The sequence below is a fragment of the Bradyrhizobium sp. BRP19 genome, assembly GCF_020194195.1.
Taxonomy (GTDB): domain Bacteria; phylum Pseudomonadota; class Alphaproteobacteria; order Rhizobiales; family Xanthobacteraceae; genus Bradyrhizobium; species Bradyrhizobium yuanmingense.
On sequence record NZ_JADYVZ010000002.1, the window covers coordinates 259,092 to 280,720 of the forward strand.

The window sequence follows — 21,629 nt, forward strand, 5'->3', positions numbered from 1 at the left end:
CAGCAAAATGCTGGCATCCAACGGCAAAATCAGTATGTTGCGGCCCGAAACGGGTGCCGAGGTCCGGTTTGAGGCCCCAAGTCCCCCAGCAATTCGACCACGTCCTGGCTGGTGCCGGGCCAAGCAAGCAGGAAATACAGCTTTGAGAGTCATCGCCAGTTCTATTCGCAAGGGCAACGTGATCGAGCAAGACGGCAAGCTCTATGTCGTCGTGAGCGCCGAGAACATCCATCCCGGCAAGGGAACCCCGGTCAGCCAGATCGAAATGCGCCGAATCTCGGACGGGGTAAAGATCTCGGAACGCTACAAGACCACCGACCAGGTCGAAAAGGCCACCATCGAAGAGCGCAACTACACCTTCCTTTACGAAGATGGCGATGGCTACCACTTCATGAACCCCGAGACCTACGACCAGGTTCAGGTTTCCAAGGACGTCGTCGGCGACGCGGCCGCGTATCTTCAGCCGGACATGACCGTCAAACTGTCGATGCATGACACCAATCCGGTGTCGATCGCACTGCCGCAGCGCGTGACGCTGGAAGTGGTGGAGACCGAGCCGGTGACCAAGGGCCAGACCGCCTCCTCCTCCTACAAGCCGGCGGTGCTGTCCAACGGCGTGCGCACCACCGTGCCGCCGCACATCTCGGTCGGCACGCGCATTGTGGTGATGACCGAAGACGGCTCCTACTCCGAGCGTGCTAAGGACTAAACGAGCCATCGAGGATCGGAACAGGTACCGCCGGGGGGCGAAGCAGTGGGCAGGAACAGTCTCCGCTTCGTCTCGCTTCTCCTGGCGTTGCCGTCGCTCCTCGTTGCTGCACCGATCGCTGCGGACGAGTTCCGCAGCCCCTCGCTGACGGCCCTGCGCATCGAGTGGCGCGGGGCGCTCGACCAGCTTCGCAGCGAGATCAACAGCCGTCCGCAAATTGCGGGCGACTTCATCTTCGCGCCCCGTCGCTCGGTGCCGCGCTACGATCCGCGCGCGATGCCCGCACTGGTGCAGCTCAACGCGGTCTCCTCGCGCTTCTTCACCGGCATTACCCGAAGTCCCGTCCCCGTGCTGCTGCCGTTCGACGCCGCCGCGTATCTCGATGCGCAGCGCAGCGGCGCGCCGGCGACGCTCGCGCTGTCGCGCTACCAGGGCGACTTCAATCCCGCCGACATGTTCGATGCCGGTCCTGCCGGCTACAGCGCGACCTTCTCGCTCGATCCGGGTGCCGGCGACGGCATGCCGAGCCGGGTGTACGCAAAGCCCGTCGAGGTGCAGATCACGGGCTCGGCGCTGATCTACGACATCGCCGATCCGGCCGGGGGCAAGGGCGAGCCAGTCAAGCCGCTCGCCGCAACCTACCCGGATCTGCGTAGGTTCATCCGGGAAGGCTATGTGCGCTACGCCTTCACCCGCTTCGGCGCCACCTATGTGGTCTCGATCCAGTGCCTCGACAGTGTCGCGAGGCCACGGCGGCTCGCCTGCAAGGAGGCCTATCCGGTCGCCGAGCGCTTCCTGAAGGCGCTGCGCGTCGCAGGCGGCCAGCGCATGCGGCCGCTGGCGGACGTTGCCTCCAACATCATCGATCGCCCCGCAGTGCGTTCACCGGATTTCAGCTACCGGCCGAGCGGCGACATCATTCCGAACACCGGTTACCGCAAGCAGGGCGGTCATCCCGACGCCATGGCTTATGCCCAGATCCGCTTTCCCTTGGAGAAGGCGCCCGCCTTCGTGCGCTCCCAATCCTTCGGCAAGCGCGACAAGAGCGAAGGCCCGACCGCTTATCCCTGGCGCGACAATTTCTGCGAGTCGCGTAGTTTCGAGGTGTGGCAATGCGGCGGAGGTTACGGCCACCAGGGCGAGGACATCCGCGCCGCCGACTGCCCGCCACCCGGCGAAGCCCGCGAGCCCTGCGATTCCAAGCGGCGCGGCGTCGTCGCCGTGCGTGACGCGATCGTTATCCGTGGCGCCAAGGACCAGGCCGCAACGCTACAGGTCAATAGCCGCACCGAGCACATCCGTTTCCGCTACATGCACATGAATCCGCATGCGATGAACGCCGATGGCGTCATCAACGGCCGCATCGTCACCGAAGGCGAGAAGATCGGCGTGATCTCGAACTACCTCGACCGTCCCGCCGGCACCTCGATGCACCTGCATTTCGACGTCCAGGTGTTCACCCGCGATGGCTGGATCTGGGTCAGCCCCTACGCGACGCTGGTCTCGGCCTATGAACGGCTGATCCGCGCGCGCGGCCGCGAGATCGGCCCGGAGATCGCGGTCACGGCGCAGCCGGTGGCCCATGCGCTGCCGGAAGACGTGCTCAAGCCTGACCTGCGCGAGGGAGCGGGCGGCGAGGAGAACTGACAGCGTGCTGGTTCGTTGCTGGAGCGGGCAGGACGCATCTGGTCGCGCACTCCCCCGCTCGAACGAAGAAGGATGGGTTGATGAGTGTCGGACTGATCGGTCTTCTCGACGATATCGCGGGGATCGCAAAGGTGGCTGCAGCCTCGCTCGACGATGTCGCTAGCCAGGCAGCCAAGGCAGGCACAAAGGCCGCTGGCGTGGTCATCGACGATGCGGCGGTCACGCCGAACTACGTCATCGGTTTCGCTTCGAAACGCGAGCTGCCGATCGTCGGCAAGATCGCGGTCGGATCGCTACGCAACAAACTGCTGATCTTGCTGCCGATTGCCCTGCTGCTCGGCTATTTCCTTCCCGCTGCGGTCACGCCGCTGCTGATGCTGGGCGGCGCCTTTCTCTGCTATGAAGGCGCCGAAAAGGTACTCGAAGCCGTGATGCCGCATCATGCGCACCAGCACGAAGCTCAGCTCGAGCCGATTGCGTTGAATGCCCAGTCGGTCGAGGACGAGAAGGTCGCTGGCGCCATCAAGACGGATTTCATCCTGTCGGCGGAGATCATGGCGATCACGCTGGCGGCCCTCCCGGCGGGCAGCATCTGGACGCAGGCGCTGGTGCTGGCGCTGGTCGGCCTCTTCATCACCGTTGGTGTCTATGGCGTGGTGGCCCTGATCGTGAAAGCGGACGATGCCGGCATCGCCCTCGCGCGGTTCGACGGCGCCTCGCTCGCCGGCGGCGCGATCCGATTGCTTGGGCGCGCGCTCGTCCGCGGCATGCCCGTTTTCCTGGCGGTGCTGAGCACGATCGGCACCGCCGCCATGATCTGGGTCGGCGGTGGCATCATCCTGCACGGCATCGAGAAGTACGGCCCACCCGCGATCGGCCATACGGTCCATGCCATAATCGAGGCTGTCGCACATCTCCTGCCATCCGTTGCCGGCATCGTCGAATGGTCGGTCGAAGCAGCCATCTCGGGTGCGCTGGGACTGCTCGTCGGCGCAGTCGCCATTCCGGTCGTCCAATACGGACTCGCGCCGGCTTGGAAGCGGTTGAGGCGATCGCGATCGGCCTGAGCACAGCCATTGCGGATGACGCGCGCAGCCTATTCCAAGAACGTCGTCAGTTGCGCGCCCTCATCCGCCACGAACACCGCGATCAGTTCCGCCGGCTCGGTCATGCTGGCATTGGCCGAGACCAGATGCGTCGAGCCCGGCGGTTCGAAGAAGGACTGGCCGACACCGAACGTCTCGACCGGGCCGCCACCGAGCTGCGAGCGGATCTCGCCCTTGGTGATGTAGGCGGTGACGGAGCCGGAGTGACGATGCGGCCGCGAAAACCCGCCCGGACCGTAGGACACGCGCACGATGGTAACGCGTTTGCCGGGCACGTTCGGAAGCGCGTAGGAGCCGATCGGCTCAACCTTGTCGAGCGGCGAGCCTTCCGCCGCCGTCGCGCAGAGCGGCGCGAGGGCGCTGGACACGCTGTCGATCGTCACCGGCAGAGCTTTGCCGATTGCCAGCGCGCAGACTAATCCTGCGATGACGGCGAACGCTGTCGAACGTGACGGCAACGGGTACTGCAGGGCCGAAAGGCTCATGACTGTCATCGTGATCCTCCCCTCTCTCCGTCAGGACGAAGCTGCGACGGCGGCCGCCGGCCGCTGTGCAGGCGTCCAGCGAAACGCCGCGCCAAACCGGTTCCAGACGTTGATCGAGGCGACCGCCGAGGTCAGATACGTCAGTTCAGTCTCGGAGAATTCGCCGGACGCTTCCGCGTAGACCTCCTCGCTGACGCCGTCCGGCAGACAGGTCAGCGCCTCGGCCCAGGCGAGCGCAGCCCGCTCGCGCGGCGAAAAGATCGGCGCCTCGCGCCAGACCGCGAGCAGATGAAGCTTGTCGAGGGGAACGCCGATCCGTTCCGACAGCAAGACGTGGTGTTGCACGCAGAACGCGCAGCCGTTGATCTGCGAGGCGCGCAGCTTGACCAGCTCGAGCAGCTGCTTGTCGAGGCCGGCCTTGGCCGCAAGCTGGCCCAGCGCCAGCACCAGATCAAACGCATCGGGCGCGATCCGCTTGAAATCTTCGTATTCGCTGCGGGCGTGTGCCATTGCCATTCACCTCGGCTTATTATAAGAACTCGGATACATTATAAGAGCTCTTATATGTCGCGCAAGACGAATGTCATGACATTGCAATCGGGCCGCAAGGCCGTTGCAGCCGGCGCGGTGCATGTCCCGGCACCGGGCGAAGGCAAGCGCGGCGAGCAAGGCTATCTCGGCTACCTGCTGCGCCAGGCCCACGCCGCGGTTCGCCTGACGATGGAGCGCACGCTCGCCGATCTCGGCGTGACCTCGCCGCAATTCGCGGTGCTGACGATGCTGAACGCCTATCCGGGCTTGTCGGGGGCCGATGTCGCCCGCCTCACCTTCCTGACGCCCCAGACCGTCGGCGTCATCATCCGCAATCTCGAACGCGACGGCGCGATTGCGATGACGCCTCATCCCGTTCACGGCCGCATCCAGCAATGGACGCTGACGCCGCGCGGCGCGACGCTTCTGAAGGCGTGCCGGCAGCGTGTGCTCGAATTGGAGAAGCGGCTCGCTCGCAATTTGGATTCAAAGGCGGAAACCACGATCCGGCGTTGGCTTTCCGGAATCGCGGCTGACCTTCAGGAGGACTAGCCGGCCGGCATTCGCGGCTGTCGTGGCCGCTGGTGCTACCCGCCTTTCAAGGCGTTCTTGACTGCGCCGTCCGGCCAGCTCTCGTCGGCCGCGATCACCCGCACGCGGGTCTGGTCGGCGGGATTGACCAGCACGTGCGAATTCACCCGCTCACCGCTCGGCTCCAGACGCAGATCGGTTTCGGGCTTCCAGCTCAGCGTCGTCGCGAGGTCGCCGGGAAAGATCTTCCATTGCGATCCGTCGTCGAGTTCGACGATATGGCTTTCGGCATGTGTGCGTATCTTCATTCCACCCCGATGCTTCGATGAACAGGAAGGACGGCCCGACCACGGCCGGCTCTTCTCCTCCTGGCGTGGGAGGAATGCGGGAGTGCGGCACTTGTTCCGGTGGGAACGACCGACGGGGTCGGGCCGAGTTGCCGCACGCGGCCGTTTCGGAACCGACTCACGCGTGCCATGTTTCCGGCTAGAATGTGCCCATGAAGCACACTGATTCCTCGCCCCGTCACACACGCCGCGCCCTGCTCCAGTCGACGCTCGGTGCAGCCGCTTTGCTCGCGCTTCCCACCCGCGCTCTCGCCGCGCCTCCCGGCTTCGACGAATGGCGCGAGAGCTTTCGTGCGCGCGCGATGGCAAAAGGCATTTCCGCCGCGACATGGCAGCGCGCGATGGGACGGGTCGAACCGGACATGAGCGTGTTTGCGCAGATGCGCAACCAGCCCGAATTCCGCGAGCAGGTTTGGCAGTACATCAACCGCCGCGTCTCGGACTGGCGCATCATCAACGGCAAGATCGCGCTGAAGAACAACGAGGCGCTGTTCGCCCGCATCGAGCGCGATTTCGGGGTCGAGCGCGGCACGCTGCTGGCGCTTTGGGGCGTCGAGTCCGCCTATGGCGATCCGCTGGTGCAGCAGAACCACATGAGGCCGGTGTTTCCCTCGCTCGCCGCGCTCGCCTGGAACGAGCCGCGCCGCAAGGCCTATTGGGAGACCGAGCTGATCAATGCACTGCGCATCGTCGACAAGGGCTGGTCCACGCCTGAGGACATGCGGGGATCATGGGCCGGCGCGATGGGCCATTCGCAATGGATGCCGGAGGTCTGGCTCAATGTCGGCATCGACTATGACGGCGACGGCAAGGTCTCGCCATTCGGCAAACCCGACGATGCGCTGGGCTCGACCGCAAAATATCTCGTCAATCGCGGCAAGTGGCACCGTGGCGAACACTGGGGCTACGAGGTGCGCGCGCCCGCCAACATGAGCGGCAGCCGCACCTATGCGGCCTGGCAGGCGGCCGGCGTGACTCGTGCCGACGGCCAGCCGTTTCCGCAAGCCTCCGCATCCGCACAGATGTGGACTCCGGTTGCGGGCGGGCCGACCTTCCTGCTCGGGCCGAACTTCTACTCGGTGAAGAGCTACAACCCTTCCATGAACTACGCGCTGGCGATCTGCCATCTCGGCGACCGCTGCCTGGGAGCTCCGCCGTTCATCCAACCCTTCCCTGGCTCCGAGCGTGCGTTGACGCTCGCCGAAGTGCAGGAGATGCAGACGCGCCTCACCAAAGCCGGCTTCGACACCGGCGGTACCGACGGCCGCGTCGGCAACGACACCATGAAGGCGGTCAAGGACTTTCAGCAGAAGGTCGGGATCGTGCCCGCCGATGGCTACGGCGGACTCAAAGTGCTGGCCAAGCTGCGGCAAACCAATTAGCACGGCTGGAAGCGCCGGCGCTGGCGCCTCCACCGCGGCTGCAGCCAACCCTTAAGCCGCGTTTCGCTGGTCTGTCAGCTTCAGCAGCTCGTCGACGAGGTCATCCACGGCACGCTCGGCCGCGGCAATCGACGCCTGCAATCGATCGTCGGCGAATTCGTCGTACTCGACTGCGATGCTGTGGAAAGCCGTGATCCCGAGGAAAGCAAACACGTCCCGGACGGCGCCTTCGACATGATTGACGGCGGCCATACGCCCGCCCGGATCGTATCCGTAGTCTCCGCGCGAGCCGAGCAGGACAAGACGCTTGTCCATGCCCGCAAGCAGCGGCGAATATGGATTGTCCGGGCGTGATCGGTCGAAGCCGAACGTGCGTCCGACCCGAACAATGTTGTCGATGTATGCCTTGAACTGCGCTGGCACACCGAAGTTGTACATTGGCACGCCCGCGACGATCAGATCAGCTGAGATCAACTCGTCGACCAGCGCATCGCTTTCCGCCAAAGCCTCTCTCATCCATGGCTCGCGCCGATCGGGCTTCGCGAAGGCCGCCTTGACCCAGTCGTCCGTCACCGGACTCGGTGCGAAGCGACCGAGGTCGCGGCTGACGACGCGATCCCCCGGCCGCGACTGTAGCCATCGTTGGACGAAACGCTGAGTCAGACGCCTGGTGTGCGAACCGCGCGGATTTGCATCTGAAGGCTCGAACCGCGCGCTTGAATCGATTTGTAGCAGTTGCATTGCAGCACTCCTCTCATCTATTTGCCCAATAGATCGGTTCAGGTCCCGTCGTTGACAAACGAAAGTTGCTCAGCCTATGGATGAACTGCATTCATCCTTGAGTTCGCGATGAGAAGGCTTCCTCCGCTGGCGGGATTGCGTGCATTTGAAGCGGCGGCACGTCACCTCAGCTTCAAGCGCGCCGCCGATGAACTTCACGTCACGCCGACCGCGATCAGCCATCAGGTGCGACAGCTGGAGCAGACGGTCGGGGTCAGGCTGTTCGAGCGCCGGACGCGGCAGGTTCTGCTCACCGCGGAAGGTCAGGTCCTGCTTCCGGTCCTGCGCGACGGCTTTGATGCGTTTGCGCGTGTTCTGGAGGGATTGAGCCGGAAGCGACGCCGGGCGGTGGTCACACTTTCGGCGACGCCGGCTTTCACAGCCAAATGGCTGGTGCCGCGTCTTGCTGGGCTCCGAAAGAGCAGAGCCGACATTGATCTCACATTGCTTGCGAGCTTGGAGGTGGCCGATCTCAATTCGACCGCGGACCTCGCACTTCGCTACGGTTCCGGTCCTTATCCCGATCTGATTGCCGAGCCGCTCACGGTCGATCGTTTCGCACCGGTGGTCAGTCCGCGCTTGGGCATCCGAAGACCGAGCGACCTGCGCTCAGCAACGCTGCTACATTTCGACTGGCACCGTCGTGATGCCCGAAATCCGACCTGGCGGCGCTGGTTCAAGACGGCCGGCATTGACGACGTTGATGCGCGCGCCGGCGTGCGTTTCAGCGATGAAACCCATGCCATCCAGGCAACCGTCGCCGGCGCTGGTGTCGCTTTGCACAGTCTTGTGCTCGTCGCCGACGAACTTTCGCAGGGAACGCTGGTCGCACCATTCGGGCCGGAGCTGGAAGGCTCTTCGCTGCACTTGGTCCGCAGCCGCGACCGGCCGCTCACCGAGCCGGTCGAGGCTGTACGACACTGGCTGAAGTCAGAGTTCGACGCGGCCCGCTGATGCGCGCAGCTCTAGCGCGCCCGGAATGACATCGTGGTCAGTGCCGATATTGCGGCTCTTCCGCATCGAGCTGCCGCCGGATCGCGGCGAGATGCAGCCGGGCGGATTCGGAATCGCCCTCGCGCATCTGCCTGTAGGTCTCCGCCGCAACGGCGGGATCGACCGGCAGCACCTTCCGCCCCGTCGACATCGCCAGCACCTGCACCTCGGCGGCGCGCTCGAGATAATAGAGATCGTCCCAGGCTTCCGCGATGGTCGGCGCCAGCACCATCACGCCGTGATGCTTCATGAAGACGATGTCGGCATCGCCGACGGCGGACGCGATGCGGGCACCTTCGCGGCTGTCGAGCGCGAGGCCGTTGTAGTCGCGGTCGACCGCGGTGCGGCCGTAGAATTTCAGCGCGGTCTGGCCGGCCCAGATCAGGGGCTCGCCTTCGGTCATCGACAGCGCTGTCGCGTAGGGCATGTGGGTGTGGAAGGCGACCTTGGCGCGCGGCAGCAGCCTGTGCATCTCGGCATGGATGTAGAACGCGGTCGCCTCGGGCACGCCCTCGCCGTCGAGCACGTTGCCGTGGAAGTCGCAGATCAACAGCTTCGACGCGGTCAACTCGCGAAAGGCGTAGCCATAGGGATTGACGAGGAACAGATCGTCATGACCGGGCACCACGGCCGAGAAGTGGTTGCAGATGCCCTCCTCAAAGCCGTTGCGCGCGGCCATGCGGAAGCAGGCGGCGAGATCCTCGCGCGCGGTGCGGATCGCGTCGGTGGCGAGATCCGGCCGGTTGGAACGGAATGGCGCGGGCGCGGGTGAAGAAGCGTGAAGGCTGTGCGCCATGGCGAAGGACACCTCTTTCGGTCGGGAGCTGCCCAGTGTTGTACAGGGACTGCGCCTGCGCGTCAGCCCCTGCGGCCGCCACCCTGCCCTGCGCAGCTCAAGCGCGCCGCGGCACGCCGCCGGCATTCATGCCGCCGTCGATGACGAGCTCGCTGCCGGTGACGTAGCGCGAGCCATCGGAGGCGAGATACAGCACGCCCGAAGCGATCTCCGCGGCCTGGCCGGCGCGGCCAAGCGGCGTGACGACGCGGGCGCGCTCCTCCGGATCGATCGGGGCATTCTGGCCGGCGCCGGCCGCCCCCGTCGGGATCTTGCCCCAGATCGGGGTGTCGATGATGCCGGGGTGAACCGAGTTGACCCGGATGCCGTCGGCCGCCGCCGCGCACTCCATCGCAATGGATTTGGCGAACAGCCGCACGCCGCCCTTGGTCGCCGAATAGGCCGACAATCCGGGCGAGCCGCGCAGTCCCGCCAGCGAGGACATCATGACGATCGAGCCGCCCCCGATCTTGCGCATCAAAGGCAGGCAATGCTTGACCGAGAGGAACACGCCATCGAGGTTGATCGCGTTCTGCTTGCGCCAGTCGGCGAGGGTCATGTCGACGATCGAAGGCACGGAGATGCCGATCCCGGCATTTGAGACGAGCACGTCGAGCCGGCCATATCGCTTTGCGATCTCGGCGACGATCTCGATCCAGCGCTCTTCGCTCGTGACATCCTGCTCCAGGAAGATCGCCTTGCCGCCCACGTTTGTTACGCGCCTGGCGAGCTCCGGGCCGCGCAGCTCGTCGATATCGGTGATGACGACAGTCGCGCCCTCGCGCGCGAACAGCTCGACGATGGCCTCGCCTATGCCGGAGGCGCCACCCGTCACCAGCGCGACCTTGCCCTCAACCTGCCCTGCCATGCTCACTCCCTTTTTTTGTTGTTTGGAACCGTTGTCTTTGATCGTTGTCGGAAAACCGCTTCGCACTTTTCCGGATCATGCATCATCTAATCACGGATGGCCCCTGATCCGGTAGCGCGACGTCGACAACACGGAATTGCACGCGCTCGGCGCCCTGGTAGCGGTCGACCGACAACGAGCCCGCGACATGCATCGGCTGGCCGCGATTGGCGAGCAGCGCATTGCCCAGCTTCTGGCCGACCGAACGGAACGCGATGCCGTTGACGATGGCGCCGTCACCCGCCTTGAAGCGCAGGCGCAGATGCGCCTGCCCGACCTCGTCGGCAAACACGAGTTGATGCGCCGGCAGCGCCAGCACCGGCTCCGGGTTGCCGCTGCCGAAGGGACCTGCGCGGTTGAGCGTCGTCGCAAGCTCCGGCGTCACCGCACGCGCCGAGACCGCGCCGTCGATATAGAGCTCGTTGACGTGGCGCGCCTCGGCGACGTCGCGCGCCAGCGCGGTCTCGAGATAGGCGCGGAATTCGGCGAGCTTCTCCTTGCGCAGCGTCACGCCCGCGGCCATGGCGTGGCCGCCGCCCTTGAGCAGGATGCCGTCGGCGACCGCCTGCCGCACCGCCTTGCCGAGATCGACGCCGGCGATCGAGCGGCCCGAGCCGGTGCCGATCCCCCCCGGCTCCAGCGCAATGGCAAAGGCCGGCCGCGAGAACTTCTCCTTCAGGCGGGAGGCAACGAGGCCGACCACGCCGGGATGCCAGCCTTCCGAGGCCGTGACGATGACGGCGAGCTTGTCCTCCAGCCCGATCGAGGCCAGCGCCTCGGCTTCGGCCTGGGCTTCCGCCGCCTGCTCGATGACGCGACGTTCGCTGTTGAGACGGTCGAGCTCGGCCGCGATCCGCGCTGCCTCGACGCTGTCACCTTCGAGCAGCAGCCGCACGCCGAGATCGGCGCGGCCGATACGGCCACCGGCATTGACACGCGGGCCCAGCATGAAGCCGAGATGCCAGGCCTCCGGCGGGCCGTTGAGCCGCGCCACGTCCATCAGCGCGGTGTGGCCGACATGGTCGCGCCGCCGCATCGCGATCAGCCCCTTGGCGACGAAGGCGCGGTTGAGACCGATCAGCGGCGCGACGTCGGCGACGGTGCCGAGCGCGACGTGATGCAGCATGCCCAGGAGATCGGGCTCGGGCATCTCGCTGGTCCAGAAGCCGCGCTGGCGCAGCTCGCGATTGACCGCCACCAGCGTCACCAGCACGAGGCCGACGGCGGCGAGATGACCGAGGCCGGAGAGATCGTCGAGCCGGTTCGGATTGACCAGCGCATCCACCACCGGCAGCTCCGTGCCAGCCTGGTGATGGTCGATCACGACCACGGACATGCCGAGGCGCTTGGCCTCGGCGAGCGGCTCTATGCTGGTGGTGCCGCAATCGACTGTGATCAGCAGAGTGGCGCCCTTGGCCGCGAGCGCGCGCACCGCTTCTGTGTTGGGGCCGTAGCCCTCGAAAATCCGGTCGGGAATATGGATCAGCGGATCGAGCCCGCAATGGCGCAGATGCCAGGCCAGCAGCGCCGCCGAGGTCGCGCCGTCGACGTCGTAATCGCCGAAGATCGCAACCTTCTCGCCCTTGGTCGCGGCATCCGCGATGCGTTTGGCGGCGGTCTCCATCTCCGTCACCGTGAACGGGTCCGGCAGCAGCTTTCGGATGGTCGGATCGAGAAAGTCGGACACCGCGTCGATGTCGACACCGCGGCCCGCCAGTACCCGCGCCAGCAGTTCCGGCAATTGGTGCCGCTGCACGATGGCGAGCGCCTGGGCTGCCCCGCGGGCATCAAGCCGGTCGCGCCACAGCTTGTCGGTGAGCGAGCGCGCCACGCCCAGGAAGGCCTGGGGCGCTTCGATAGGCAAGGCGGTGGCTGGCGGCGTCATGACAGAGGCAGATGTTGGGGAACCAGGGCCAGGCGGTCACGCGAACGCAGAGTCACTGGCTTCAGGGGATTGGTCGGCATCCGGGACGGATTTGCAACGGTCCGGCCGCACAAAGCGGTGGATGGCCGCCCCGACGGGCGCACTGACTATCATTTAGGCATCCCGTCAAACAGCAAATTAAGCAGGCGTTAGGCGGAATCCTCGAAAAAGAATCGTATTCGATCTGTAAGTCGTTGTTCCGGGTTCATTGCAGATCAGACCTCATTGCCAAGGGAAGTCCCCGATGTCTGCTGCGCTGGGTCTGAAAGCCAAGCCGATCGCCACCGAGCCCGCGGACGATGATTCCGACATCTCCGCGCTGATCAACCGTCTCACCGCCGAGGTCAACCAGATCGCGGTCGACAAGACCAAGTCGATCCAGCAGATCACCAACCAGATGAAGATGCTGGCGCTGAACGCGCTGATCGAGAGCTCGCGCGCCGGCGCGCAAGGCGCGGGCTTTGCGGTGGTGGCGCAGGAGGTGCGCGGCGTCGGCCAGCAGGTCGAGACCATCGCCCGCGAGCTCGAGACCCAATTGACGAAACGCACCGGCGATCTCGTCGCCTCGATCGACCGCATGAGCCAGCGCTCCCGCGGCGAGCGGATGGTCGACCTGTCGCTCAACGCGATCGAGCTGATCGACCGCAATCTCTACGAACGCACCTGCGACGTGCGCTGGTGGGCGACCGATTCCGCCGTGGTCGATTGCGCGGCCTCGCCCAGTGCTGCGGCCGTCTCCCATGCCTCGCAGCGCCTCGGCGTGATCCTCGGGGCCTACACCGTCTATCTCGATCTCTGGCTCTGCGACCTCGACGGCAACGTCATCGCCAACGGCCGCGCCGACCGCTTCCGCGTCGTCGGCCAGAACGTCGCCCACACCAGATGGTTTCGCGACGCGAAAGGCCTTCGCTCCGGCGACGATTATGTCGCCGGCGACGTCGAGAACCAGCCGCTGCTCGGCAACGCGCAGGTCGCGACCTATTGCGCCAGCGTCCGCGCCGGCGGGCAGGCCAACGGCGCGCCGATCGGGGTGCTCGCCATCCATTTCGACTGGGAGCCGCAGGCCCGCGCCATCGTGCAGGGCGTGCGCGTCGGCGACAGCGACAAGGCGCGCGTATTGCTGGTCGATTCCAATTTTCGCGTGATCGCGGCGTCCGACGGCCAGGGCATCCTCAGCGAACGCATCTCGCTGTCGCTGAACGGCCAGCGCTCCGGCTTCTATCAGGAACGCACGGGCACACTGGTCGCGTTCCATGCCACCCCAGGCTACGAGACCTATCGCGGGCTCGGCTGGTACGGCGTGATCGTCTGCGGCGCGTGAGGCGAGCGGGCCCGCCTCGATCAAAACTCGCGAAAACAACCCCATGCACAGTAGCCAAGGGGTTGTCTTACCTCGCTGTTTTTGCACGCGCGAAGATTCTTTGACACGTCGGGCAAAACAGAAGGAATCCGGCTCGGCGACACCTCATCGGGCGCGGCGATCTAGCACAGCGACATCGCCGCCTCCCTTCACCTTTCCGACATTTGCGTGTTGACCTTCCGAGCTGCCGCGGCAGCCAGCTTGCGGTACTGATCTTCGTACTGGCGCGCCATTCGGTATGCGGTGAAGCGTTCCTCGAAGCGGGCGCGCACTCTCCTTCGATCCAGCTTGCCCAATTCGCCGACCGCCTTGACCGCCTGCTCCTCGTTCTCGACGATGAAACCGGTTAGGCCGTGCTCGATGACCTCAGGGACAGAGCCGGAGCGATAGGCGATCACGGGCGCTCCGCACGCCATCGCCTCGATCATGACCAGCCCGAAAGGCTCCGGCCAAGCGATCGGAAATAGCAGAGCGGCTGCTCCGCCAAGGAATGATTGCTTCTTCACGTCGTCGACTTCGCCGATAAGCTGGATCATCTCGCCGTCGATCCGGGGCGCAAGGTGTTTCCTGAAGTAGGCAGTCTCGGCGCGTGGAATCTTCGCGGCGATGCGAAGAGGCATCCGGGCTGCGTGCGCGATGCGGATGGCGTCCTCCGGACCCTTGTCCTCCGTGAGACGGCCAAGAAACGCCAGATAGGATCCCTCCTCATAGGATGGGTCCAACAGCTCCGACGGCAGCCCGTGCTGGATCGTCCCAATCCATTTCGCATCCGGAAGCGGCAGGCGCTGGTGATCCGAGATCGACACGAAGCATGCTTCTGGGAACTGCCGAACCACGTCAGGCAAGCCAGGCAAGTCAAGGCGGCCGTGCATGGTCGTCAGGAACGGTACGCCAACGCGACTGAGCAACGGCAGCGGAAGCCAGTCGAGATGGGCGTGGATCACGTCGAAGTCGTTGGCTCGTCTCGCGATCGCTTCCAGCAGCATCGCGCAGGCTGCGTTCGGATCGGCGCCCTTCCGGCCGAGACGCAGCGCGCGTGGCCATACCGGGTGGAGTTTGCCTCTCGTTCGGGAATCACCGCTGGCAAACAGCGTGACGTCGTGACCGAGCTCGACAAGCTCATCCACAAGCCAGGCTACCACCCGCTCGGTGCCGCCGTAGAGCTTCGGAGGGACGCTTTCGGCAAGCGGAGCCAGCTGGGCGATACGCATTGGAGCTCGCTATATCGCTGAACGCACGATCAGCACGATGGCCGCAGACAGAAGGTTCGAAATCGCGAGCAAGGTCCAATCCGGCCTTGCGCTCGCGCTAGCCAGCCGACAGATACCGCCCTCGATGAGCCTCAACATTCGTCATCGGAAAGCCGCTCGAGATAGGCAAGCCCGAATGCTGCGAGTTCCTGGGCATCACCGTTACTCTCGCGCGCTTCCCGCCTCCCTTGCAGATGACGCTCGAGCAGGCAACGACGGCCATCCGCTGCATCGACGCTGCGATGCCGGGCAAGGTACACGCACCAAGCGGTGTCCACCGCTGTTCGTAGCGGGCCGTCGTCGACCATGTTCCAGCTCCGACGTGGAAGATGTTCATGGGGCGCCAACTCCTCGCGACGGCGGAAGTTTCCAGTTTTTCCCTAAAGTCTAGGTCTGCGCGCAAGGCGAGCGCAATCAGCGGTCGCTCCCTTCGCGCGTGCAAGTTCAGCCGAGACGACGCGCCGCCATCTCCGCGGCGAGCAGCAACGCCGCGCGGCTGGCGCCAATCGATGCGATACCTTGACCCGCGATGTCGTAGGCGGTGCCGTGCGCGGGCGTGCAGATCGGGAACGGGAAGCCGCCGAGCAAGGTCACGCCGCGATCGAAACCCATCAGCTTCATCGCGATCTGGCCCTGGTCGTGATACATCGTCAGCACGGCATCGAAGGCGCCGGCCTTGGCGCGCAGGAACACGGTGTCGGCCGGAAACGGTCCGTCCGCGGCAATGCCCTCGCTCTGGCTTGCTGCGACCACCGGCGCAATCACGTCGATCTCCTCGCGGCCGAAATTGCCGCCGTCGCCGGCATGGGGGTTGAGGCCTGCGACCGCGATGCGTGGCCGCGCAAAGCCGGCGTTGCGCATGCAGGAATCGGTTAGTCTGAGCGCGCGATGGATGCGTTCGCCGGATAGCTTCGCAGCGACGTCCCTGAGCGGGATGTGCGAGGTGACCCGTGCGTTCCAGAGCCGGTCCAGCACGTTGAATTCGCTTGCCGGCGTCTTGAGACCGACGACCTCGGCGGAGAACGCGATCTCGTCGTCGTACTCGGCACGGGCAAGGCGCATCGCCTGCTTGTTAAAGGGGGTGAAGCAGACCGCGTCGACATGGCCGTCGCGGCCGAGCTCGAGCGCATGCCTGTAATTGGCCAGCGCAAATTTTCCGCCGGCAAGGGTCGCTTTCTTCGGCTCGACCTCTCTGGGGTCGAGGTGGCGGAGATCGACGAACAGCGCATCTTCCTGCGCTGCGCGAAGATCGGCGCCCTGCTCTAGCATCTTCAGCTCCGGCTTGACGCCGGCAATGCGCGCGCCCTCGTCGAAAATGCGGCGGTCGCCGATGACGACGAGCCGGCAGCGCGCGCGGATGTCGTCCTGCGCCACGAGCTTGGCCGTCAGCTCCGGGCTGATGCCGGCTGGATCTCCCATGGCCAGCGCAATCAGCGGCTTTGCGGTCATATGATCGCCCTTTCCTGGACTGGCGCATCGGTCGCGGGCGACGCAGGTTTGCGCCAGAGCCGCGGCAGCTGCAACAGAAGCGGAAGCAGCAGCAGCGCGATGCCGCCCACGATCAAGCACGTCACCAGCTTGTTCGCAAAGAAAATGCCGAGAGATCCCTTGGAGATCAGCATCGACTGCCGGAAGGCGTCCTCGGCCTTGTCGCCGATGACGATCGCGAGCACCAGCGGCGCCAGCGGATAGAACAGCTTCTTGAAGAGATAGCCGACGACCCCGAAGCCGAGCATCATGACGACGTCGAGATAGGAGTTCGACACCGAATAGGCGCCGACGACGCAGATGATCACGATCAGCGGCGCGATCACCACGAAGGGAATCCGCATCAGGGCGGCGAACACCGGGATCGTCAGCAGCACCAGGGCGACGGCGACGATGTTGCCGACATACATCGAGGCGATCAGGCCCCAGACAAAATCCTTTTGGTCCACGAACAGCATGGGCCCGGGATTGAGGCCCCAGATCATCAACCCGCCCATCATCACGGCCGCGGTTGCCGAGCCCGGAATGCCGAGCGAGAGCATCGGCAGCAGCGCGCTGGTGCCGGCGGCATGATCGGCCGTCTCCGGCGAGACGATGCCTTCGACCTCGCCCGTGCCGAAATGTCGGCCGCGCCGTGAAAAGCGCCGCGCGATGCCGTAGCTCATGAAGGAGGCCGCGGTCGGGCCGCCCGGCGTGATGCCCATCCAGCAGCCGATCGCGGCGCTGCGCAGCAGGGCGATGCCGTGCCGCGGCAGGCGGCCGACGGCGCGAAACACCTCGCGCCAATCGATTTTGGATGAGACGGCGCGGGCGTGAAATTCCTCCTCGACGGCCACCAGCAGCTCGCCGATGCCGAACAGGCCCATCACCGCGACGACGAAGCTGACACCCTTGACGAGTTCGTCCACGCCCATGGTGAGGCGTACGCTGCCGGAGACCGTGTCGATGCCGATGGCGGCGATGGCGAAGCCGAGCGCCAGCGCCACGACGGTCTTGATCGGCGCCGCACCGCCCATGCCGACGAAGCTGGCAAAGGCGAGAAAATAGACGGCAAAATACTCGGCCGGCCCGAACGCGAGCGCAGCCTGCGCCACCCAGGAGGCGAGGAAGGTGATCAGGATGACGCCGACCAGCGCGCCGAACGCCGCCGAACCGAAGGCGGTCGCGAGCGCGGTGGTCGGCCTGCCGTCGCGCGCCATCGGATAGCCGTCGAAGGTGGTCGCCACCGACGACGGCTCCCCCGGGATATTGAACAGGATGGAGGTCACCGATCCCCCGAACAGCGCGCCCCAATACATGCTGGAGAGCAGGATGATGGCCGAGACCGGCTGCATGCCGAAGGTGAGCGGCAGGAGCAGCGACACGCCGTTCGGCGCGCCCAGCCCCGGCAGCACGCCGACGAGAATGCCGAGCAGCACGCCGACCACCATCAGGACCAGATGCGGCACCGTGACCGCGATGGTGAAGCCGTGCAGGAGCTCCTGGAGATTGTCCATCCCGCTGCTCCCTCAGAACCCGAGCGCGGAAGCCAGTGCGCCGCGCGGCAGACTGACCTGGAACATGCGCTCGAACACGAGGTAGAGCGCGAGCGCCGTAGCTCCTGCCATAGCCAGCGCGCGCGGCACGGATTGGTGTCGGGGAATCGCCAGCACCGCGAAGACATAGAGAGCGGAGGCGACGTACATCCCGGCGAGCGGGATCGCAGCGACGAAGATGGCAGCCGGCACGAACAGGCCGACGAGCCGGCGCAGCTCGATCGACGTGATCGCGATGGGAACGTTTGCGAGCGTCGCGGCCGGCACCACGCCTCGCACCAGATTGTAGAGGCTGCCGAGCACGACGATGATCCCGGTCAGGAACGGGAATGTGCCGGCGTCCACGCCTGCGCTCGACCAGCCGATGCCGTTGTCGAGGCTGGAGACGACGACGGCCACGCCGAAGCTGCCGGTGAGCACGGCGGTCGCAAGTTCAAGGGCGCGACGGGAGATCATGGGCAGCTCCGGCGAAACAGTCCTCGTCCTGAGGAGCGCGCTTTTTCGCGCGTGTCGAAGGACGGCTCCAGGCGACATCGCATCCGCGGCCATCCTTCGAGACGCCCGCCTCCGGCGGGCCCTCAGGATGAGGACCAGGGCTACAGTTGGCGGCGCGATCGAAGCCCATCCTCGGCCTCACTTGACCAGCCAGCCCTGATCGCCCGCGACCTGCTTGATGCGCTCGAGGTCCTCCTTGATGAATTTTTCGAGCTCGGCACCGGTGAGGAACGTGTCGACCTGGGAGGTCTTCTCGATGTAGTCCTTCCACTCCGGCGTCGCCTGCACCTTCTTCATGAGGTCGACATAGAACGCGGCCTGCTCCGGCGTGACCTTGCCGGGCAGCCATACGGTACGCGGCTGCTCATATTGGTTGATGTCGAGGCCCTGCTCGACGCAGGTTGGAACGTCGCCCCAGCCTTCCGTCGCGGTGACCTTCGGCCCCTGCGGCAGCCGTTTCGGGCTGAACACGCAGAGCGGGCGCTGCGTGCTGCCGCGCCATTGCCCGAGGCTTTCGCTGGGGTTGTTGACGTGGGAATCGAGGTGTCCGCCGGCGAGCTGCACGGCGGTCTCGGCGCCGCTCTTGAACGGGATATAGGTCAGCTTGACCTTGCCGGCCTTCTCGATCATGCGCGTCAGCACCTCGTCGGTGTCCTTGGACTGCGCGCCGCCCATCTTGAATTCGCCCGCTGCGGCCGCCTTCAGATAATCGCCCGCGGTCTTGTACGGCGCGTCCTGCTTGACCCAGAGCAGGAACTCGTCCTGCGCCATCGCCGCGATCGGCGTGAGATCGGTGTAGTTGAAGGCGACCTTGGAGACGAGCGGCTGCTGCCAGGCATTCGAGGTGCCGAAGATCACCTTGTAGGGATCACCGGCGGAGGCCTTGCCGTAGACATAGCCTTCAGCGCCACTGCCGCCCCCCTTGTTGACGACGACGATCGGTTGCTCGATCAGCTTGTGCTTGGTGATGATGTTCTGCACCGCGCGCGCGAGATTGTCGGTGCCGCCGCCGGGGCCGGCGGTGGCCACGAACTCGATCGGCTTTTGCGGTTGCCAGGCGCTGAGCGCCGGCATGGTGCCGGCGAGCACGGCTGCGGCTGCGGAGAGCAGAAATGTTGACGTCCGACCCATGATTTCCTCCAGCTGATCTTTATCTTTTGTTGTTGTCGTATCGACGTCCGGTCAGGCGACGTGTTCCTCGCCTCGTTCCCGGGCCGAGACGATTGCGCCTTCTTTTTCGAGCGCTTCGATTCGTGACTGGTCGAACCCATGCTCGGCCAGAACCTCTTTCGTGTGCTCTCCATAGACCGGTGCGCCTGATCGCACTTTGCCCGGGGTCTCCGAAAACTTGATGGGAAGCCCGATCGTCTTGACGGGCCCGAGCGTGGAGTGCTCGACCTCGACGACCATCTCGCGCGCCAGCGTCTGCGGATCGCTCAGCGCCTCCAGCATGTCGTGCACGGGGCCGCACGGCACGCCCTTCTCGTCCAGCGCCGCCAGCCAATGCGCCCGCGATTGCTTACGGAAGCGCTCGCTCAGGACGGCTTCGAGCTCCTTCAGGTTGACCATGCGATCGGCACCGGTGACGAAGCGCGGATCGTCGGCGAGCTCGCTCGCGCCGAGCGCTTCCAGCATCAACAGCCAATGCTTCTTGTTGGCGCCGCCGACCACGAGCCAGCCGTCCGAGGCTTCAAACGCCTGGTACGGCGCGTTGAGCGGATGCGCCGAGCCCATCGCGCGCGGCGCGGTGCCCGCGGCGAGCGCGATGGTCGACTGCCAATAGGTCTGCACCAAGGCGGCTTCATAAAGCGAGGTCTCGACCCATTGGCCTTCACCGGTCTTGAGGCGATGGGTGTAGGCGGCCAGGATGCCCATGCTCGCGAGCAGGCCGGCGGTGATGTCCGACAGCGGCGGGCCGCACTTGACGGGCGGACCGTCGGGCCGCTCGCCGGTAAAACTCATGATGCCGCTCATGGCTTGCGCGACGAGATCGAACCCCCTGCGATGCTTGTAGGGGCCGGTGCGGCCGAAGCCCGACAGCGAGCAATAGATCAGCGCCGGGAATTCCGCGTGCAGCGCCTCATAGCCGAAGCCGAGGCGCTCCATCGCGCCCGGCGCAAAGTTCTCGACCAGCACGTCGGCATCGGCGATCAGCCGGCGCAGCACCTCTTTGCCGCCGTCGGTCTTCAGGTCCAGCACGATGCCGCGCTTGTTGCGGTTCATCATCAGGAAGGAGGCCGCCTCGTCCCCGATCTTCGGCGGCACCGAATGACGGGTGTCGTCGCCGTTCGGCCATTTCTCGATCTTGATCACGTCGGCGCCCATGTCGGCGAGCATCAAGGTGCAGGTCGGTCCCGCCATGACGTGAGTGAGATCAATGACCTTGAGGCCGGCCAGCGGTCCCGAACGGCGGGAGGTGGATTGCGATGGATCGCTTTGCATCGGCTCGTCCTATTGGCCGCGCCATTGCGGCGCGCGCTTGTTGAGGAAAGCATCGAGCCCTTCGCGAAAATCCTGGCTCGTGTAGCACATCAGGATGAGGTCTTCGCCCTCGTCCTGCGTCAGCCGGCGCTGCAGACGGCTGACAGCCTGCTTGGTCGCGTTCAGCGTCAGCGGCGCATGGCTCGCGACGAGCCGGGCCACCTCGTCGGCGCGTCGTTCAAGGGCGGCAAGATCGTCGACGACCTCGCCGAGCAGCCCGACGCTTGCGGCCTCCCCGGCATCGACGAGGCGTGCGGTGAAGATGAGATCCTTGACGCGCGCGGCGCCGATCAGTGCGGTGAGACGGCTGACATTGGACATCGACAGGCAATTGCCGAGCGTCCTGGCGATGGGGAATCCGATCTTCGCAGCTTTTGTGCCGATGCGGAGGTCGCAGGCCGCGGCAATGCCGGCCCCGCCGCCGGTACAGAACCCGTTGATCGCCGCGATCGTGGGGACCCGGCATTGCTCGAGTGTGGTCAGCACCCGGTCGATGCGGTTCTCGTAGTCGACGGCGTCCTGCGGCGTCCTGAATTCGCGAAACTGATTGATGTCGGTGCCCGAGGCGAAGGCCTTGTCGCCGGCCCCCCGCAGCACCAGCACCTTGATGTCATGGTCGCGATTGGCCTCCTCGCAGATCGCGGCGAGCCGCTCGTACATGGCGAACGTGAAGGCATTGCGGGCCTGCGGACGGTTGAAGGTGATCCGCCCGATGCCGCCGTCGCGCTCGAACACGAGGTCTTCTGCCGCCACTTGCAGGTCCATTTCCTCATACCTTTCTGTTTTTTGCATTTTTGAATGCAAAACGTTGGATTTTCAAGCTGGAACTTGGCCATATGGGCG

General features: G+C 65.4%; 22 protein-coding genes. 7 read left to right on the forward strand and 15 right to left on the reverse strand.

Annotation, left to right across the window (positions count from 1 at the left end):
- Nucleotides 1-142: 142 nt before the first annotated feature.
- The 3 genes from efp (at nucleotide 143) to I6F36_RS06995 (ending at nucleotide 3,423) form a co-directional block, all read left to right on the forward strand.
- Complete coding sequence (efp, locus tag I6F36_RS06985; protein ID WP_028136595.1) at nucleotides 143-709, forward strand: elongation factor P; 567 nt, start codon at nucleotides 143-145, stop codon at nucleotides 707-709.
- Between the two features lie 45 nt (nucleotides 710-754).
- Nucleotides 755-2,356, forward strand: a complete 1,602-nt coding sequence (locus tag I6F36_RS06990; protein WP_225171193.1) for a M23 family peptidase — start codon at nucleotides 755-757, stop codon at nucleotides 2,354-2,356.
- Nucleotides 2,357-2,436: 80 nt separating this feature from the next.
- The gene (locus I6F36_RS06995; protein ID WP_225171194.1) at nucleotides 2,437-3,423 is read left to right on the forward strand and encodes a DUF808 domain-containing protein; all 987 of its coding nucleotides are present in this window, start codon (nucleotides 2,437-2,439) and stop codon (nucleotides 3,421-3,423) included.
- A 29-nt stretch (nucleotides 3,424-3,452) separates the two neighbouring features.
- On the opposite strand, the gene I6F36_RS07000 is transcribed toward I6F36_RS06995, so the two are convergent.
- Together I6F36_RS07000 and I6F36_RS07005 are read right to left on the reverse strand one after the other, a co-directional pair.
- Nucleotides 3,453-3,956, reverse strand: a complete 504-nt coding sequence (locus I6F36_RS07000) for a cupin domain-containing protein (RefSeq protein ID WP_036022958.1) — start codon at nucleotides 3,954-3,956, stop codon at nucleotides 3,453-3,455.
- A gap of 21 nt (nucleotides 3,957-3,977) precedes the next feature.
- Nucleotides 3,978-4,457 carry a carboxymuconolactone decarboxylase family protein gene (locus I6F36_RS07005; RefSeq protein ID WP_225130391.1) on the reverse strand — a complete coding sequence of 160 codons (480 nt, stop codon included), beginning with the start codon at nucleotides 4,455-4,457 and terminating at the stop codon, nucleotides 3,978-3,980.
- A 54-nt stretch (nucleotides 4,458-4,511) separates the two neighbouring features.
- On the opposite strand from I6F36_RS07005, the gene I6F36_RS07010 reads away from it, so the two are divergent.
- Nucleotides 4,512-5,030, forward strand: coding sequence for a MarR family winged helix-turn-helix transcriptional regulator (locus tag I6F36_RS07010; RefSeq protein ID WP_225171195.1), 519 nt, complete (start codon nucleotides 4,512-4,514; stop codon nucleotides 5,028-5,030).
- Nucleotides 5,031-5,065: 35 nt separating this feature from the next.
- On the opposite strand, the gene I6F36_RS07015 is transcribed toward I6F36_RS07010, so the two are convergent.
- Nucleotides 5,066-5,317, reverse strand: a complete 252-nt coding sequence (locus tag I6F36_RS07015; protein ID WP_035999836.1) for a hypothetical protein — start codon at nucleotides 5,315-5,317, stop codon at nucleotides 5,066-5,068.
- Nucleotides 5,318-5,508: 191 nt separating this feature from the next.
- On the opposite strand from I6F36_RS07015, the gene I6F36_RS07020 reads away from it, so the two are divergent.
- On the forward strand, nucleotides 5,509-6,738 hold the full coding sequence (locus I6F36_RS07020) for a lytic murein transglycosylase (protein ID WP_225171196.1): 1,230 nt from the start codon (nucleotides 5,509-5,511) through the stop codon (nucleotides 6,736-6,738).
- A gap of 51 nt (nucleotides 6,739-6,789) precedes the next feature.
- Here the strand turns inward: I6F36_RS07020 and I6F36_RS07025 are convergent, their stop codons facing one another.
- On the reverse strand, nucleotides 6,790-7,479 hold the full coding sequence (locus tag I6F36_RS07025; RefSeq protein WP_225171197.1) for an FMN-dependent NADH-azoreductase: 690 nt from the start codon (nucleotides 7,477-7,479) through the stop codon (nucleotides 6,790-6,792).
- 135 nt (nucleotides 7,480-7,614) lie between these two features.
- Here I6F36_RS07025 and I6F36_RS07030 point away from each other — a divergent pair, with 135 nt between their 5' ends.
- Nucleotides 7,615-8,472, forward strand: a complete 858-nt coding sequence (locus I6F36_RS07030) for a LysR substrate-binding domain-containing protein (RefSeq protein WP_225171198.1) — start codon at nucleotides 7,615-7,617, stop codon at nucleotides 8,470-8,472.
- 37 nt (nucleotides 8,473-8,509) lie between these two features.
- Here I6F36_RS07030 and I6F36_RS07035 read toward each other — a convergent pair whose 3' ends face one another.
- The 3 genes from I6F36_RS07035 to recJ all read right to left on the reverse strand — a co-directional run bounded on the left by I6F36_RS07035 (nucleotide 8,510) and on the right by recJ (nucleotide 12,138).
- Nucleotides 8,510-9,307 carry an aldolase gene (locus I6F36_RS07035; protein ID WP_225141844.1) on the reverse strand — a complete coding sequence of 266 codons (798 nt, stop codon included), beginning with the start codon at nucleotides 9,305-9,307 and terminating at the stop codon, nucleotides 8,510-8,512.
- Nucleotides 9,308-9,404: 97 nt separating this feature from the next.
- A complete protein-coding gene (locus I6F36_RS07040) occupies nucleotides 9,405-10,214 on the reverse strand; it encodes an SDR family NAD(P)-dependent oxidoreductase (RefSeq protein ID WP_225171199.1) in 810 nt (269 codons plus the stop codon).
- Between the two features lie 82 nt (nucleotides 10,215-10,296).
- Nucleotides 10,297-12,138: a single-stranded-DNA-specific exonuclease RecJ gene (recJ, locus tag I6F36_RS07045; protein WP_225171200.1), complete on the reverse strand. Its 1,842-nt coding sequence runs from the start codon at nucleotides 12,136-12,138 to the stop codon at nucleotides 10,297-10,299.
- A 283-nt stretch (nucleotides 12,139-12,421) separates the two neighbouring features.
- Between recJ and I6F36_RS07050 the strand changes: the two genes are divergently transcribed.
- Nucleotides 12,422-13,498: a methyl-accepting chemotaxis protein gene (locus tag I6F36_RS07050; protein WP_225171201.1), complete on the forward strand. Its 1,077-nt coding sequence runs from the start codon at nucleotides 12,422-12,424 to the stop codon at nucleotides 13,496-13,498.
- A 188-nt stretch (nucleotides 13,499-13,686) separates the two neighbouring features.
- Here the strand turns inward: I6F36_RS07050 and I6F36_RS07055 are convergent, their stop codons facing one another.
- From I6F36_RS07055 to I6F36_RS07090, 8 genes are all read right to left on the reverse strand, one after another.
- Nucleotides 13,687-14,748, reverse strand: coding sequence for a glycosyltransferase family 4 protein (locus tag I6F36_RS07055; RefSeq protein WP_225171202.1), 1,062 nt, complete (start codon nucleotides 14,746-14,748; stop codon nucleotides 13,687-13,689).
- A 131-nt stretch (nucleotides 14,749-14,879) separates the two neighbouring features.
- Nucleotides 14,880-15,095, reverse strand: a complete 216-nt coding sequence (locus I6F36_RS07060) for a hypothetical protein (protein WP_225171203.1) — start codon at nucleotides 15,093-15,095, stop codon at nucleotides 14,880-14,882.
- 136 nt (nucleotides 15,096-15,231) lie between these two features.
- A complete protein-coding gene (locus I6F36_RS07065; RefSeq protein WP_225171204.1) occupies nucleotides 15,232-16,236 on the reverse strand; it encodes a 4-hydroxythreonine-4-phosphate dehydrogenase PdxA in 1,005 nt (334 codons plus the stop codon).
- Nucleotides 16,233-17,771, reverse strand: coding sequence for a tripartite tricarboxylate transporter permease (locus tag I6F36_RS07070; RefSeq protein WP_225171205.1), 1,539 nt, complete (start codon nucleotides 17,769-17,771; stop codon nucleotides 16,233-16,235). Before I6F36_RS07070 ends, I6F36_RS07065 begins: the two co-directional genes overlap by 4 nt.
- A gap of 12 nt (nucleotides 17,772-17,783) precedes the next feature.
- The gene (locus tag I6F36_RS07075; RefSeq protein WP_225125514.1) at nucleotides 17,784-18,266 is read right to left on the reverse strand and encodes a tripartite tricarboxylate transporter TctB family protein; all 483 of its coding nucleotides are present in this window, start codon (nucleotides 18,264-18,266) and stop codon (nucleotides 17,784-17,786) included.
- 177 nt (nucleotides 18,267-18,443) lie between these two features.
- On the reverse strand, nucleotides 18,444-19,436 hold the full coding sequence (locus I6F36_RS07080) for a tripartite tricarboxylate transporter substrate binding protein (protein WP_035999871.1): 993 nt from the start codon (nucleotides 19,434-19,436) through the stop codon (nucleotides 18,444-18,446).
- A 51-nt stretch (nucleotides 19,437-19,487) separates the two neighbouring features.
- Nucleotides 19,488-20,747, reverse strand: coding sequence for a CaiB/BaiF CoA-transferase family protein (locus I6F36_RS07085; RefSeq protein WP_225171206.1), 1,260 nt, complete (start codon nucleotides 20,745-20,747; stop codon nucleotides 19,488-19,490).
- Nucleotides 20,748-20,756: 9 nt separating this feature from the next.
- Nucleotides 20,757-21,551 carry an enoyl-CoA hydratase/isomerase family protein gene (locus I6F36_RS07090; RefSeq protein ID WP_036022948.1) on the reverse strand — a complete coding sequence of 265 codons (795 nt, stop codon included), beginning with the start codon at nucleotides 21,549-21,551 and terminating at the stop codon, nucleotides 20,757-20,759.
- Nucleotides 21,552-21,629 lie beyond the last annotated feature (78 nt).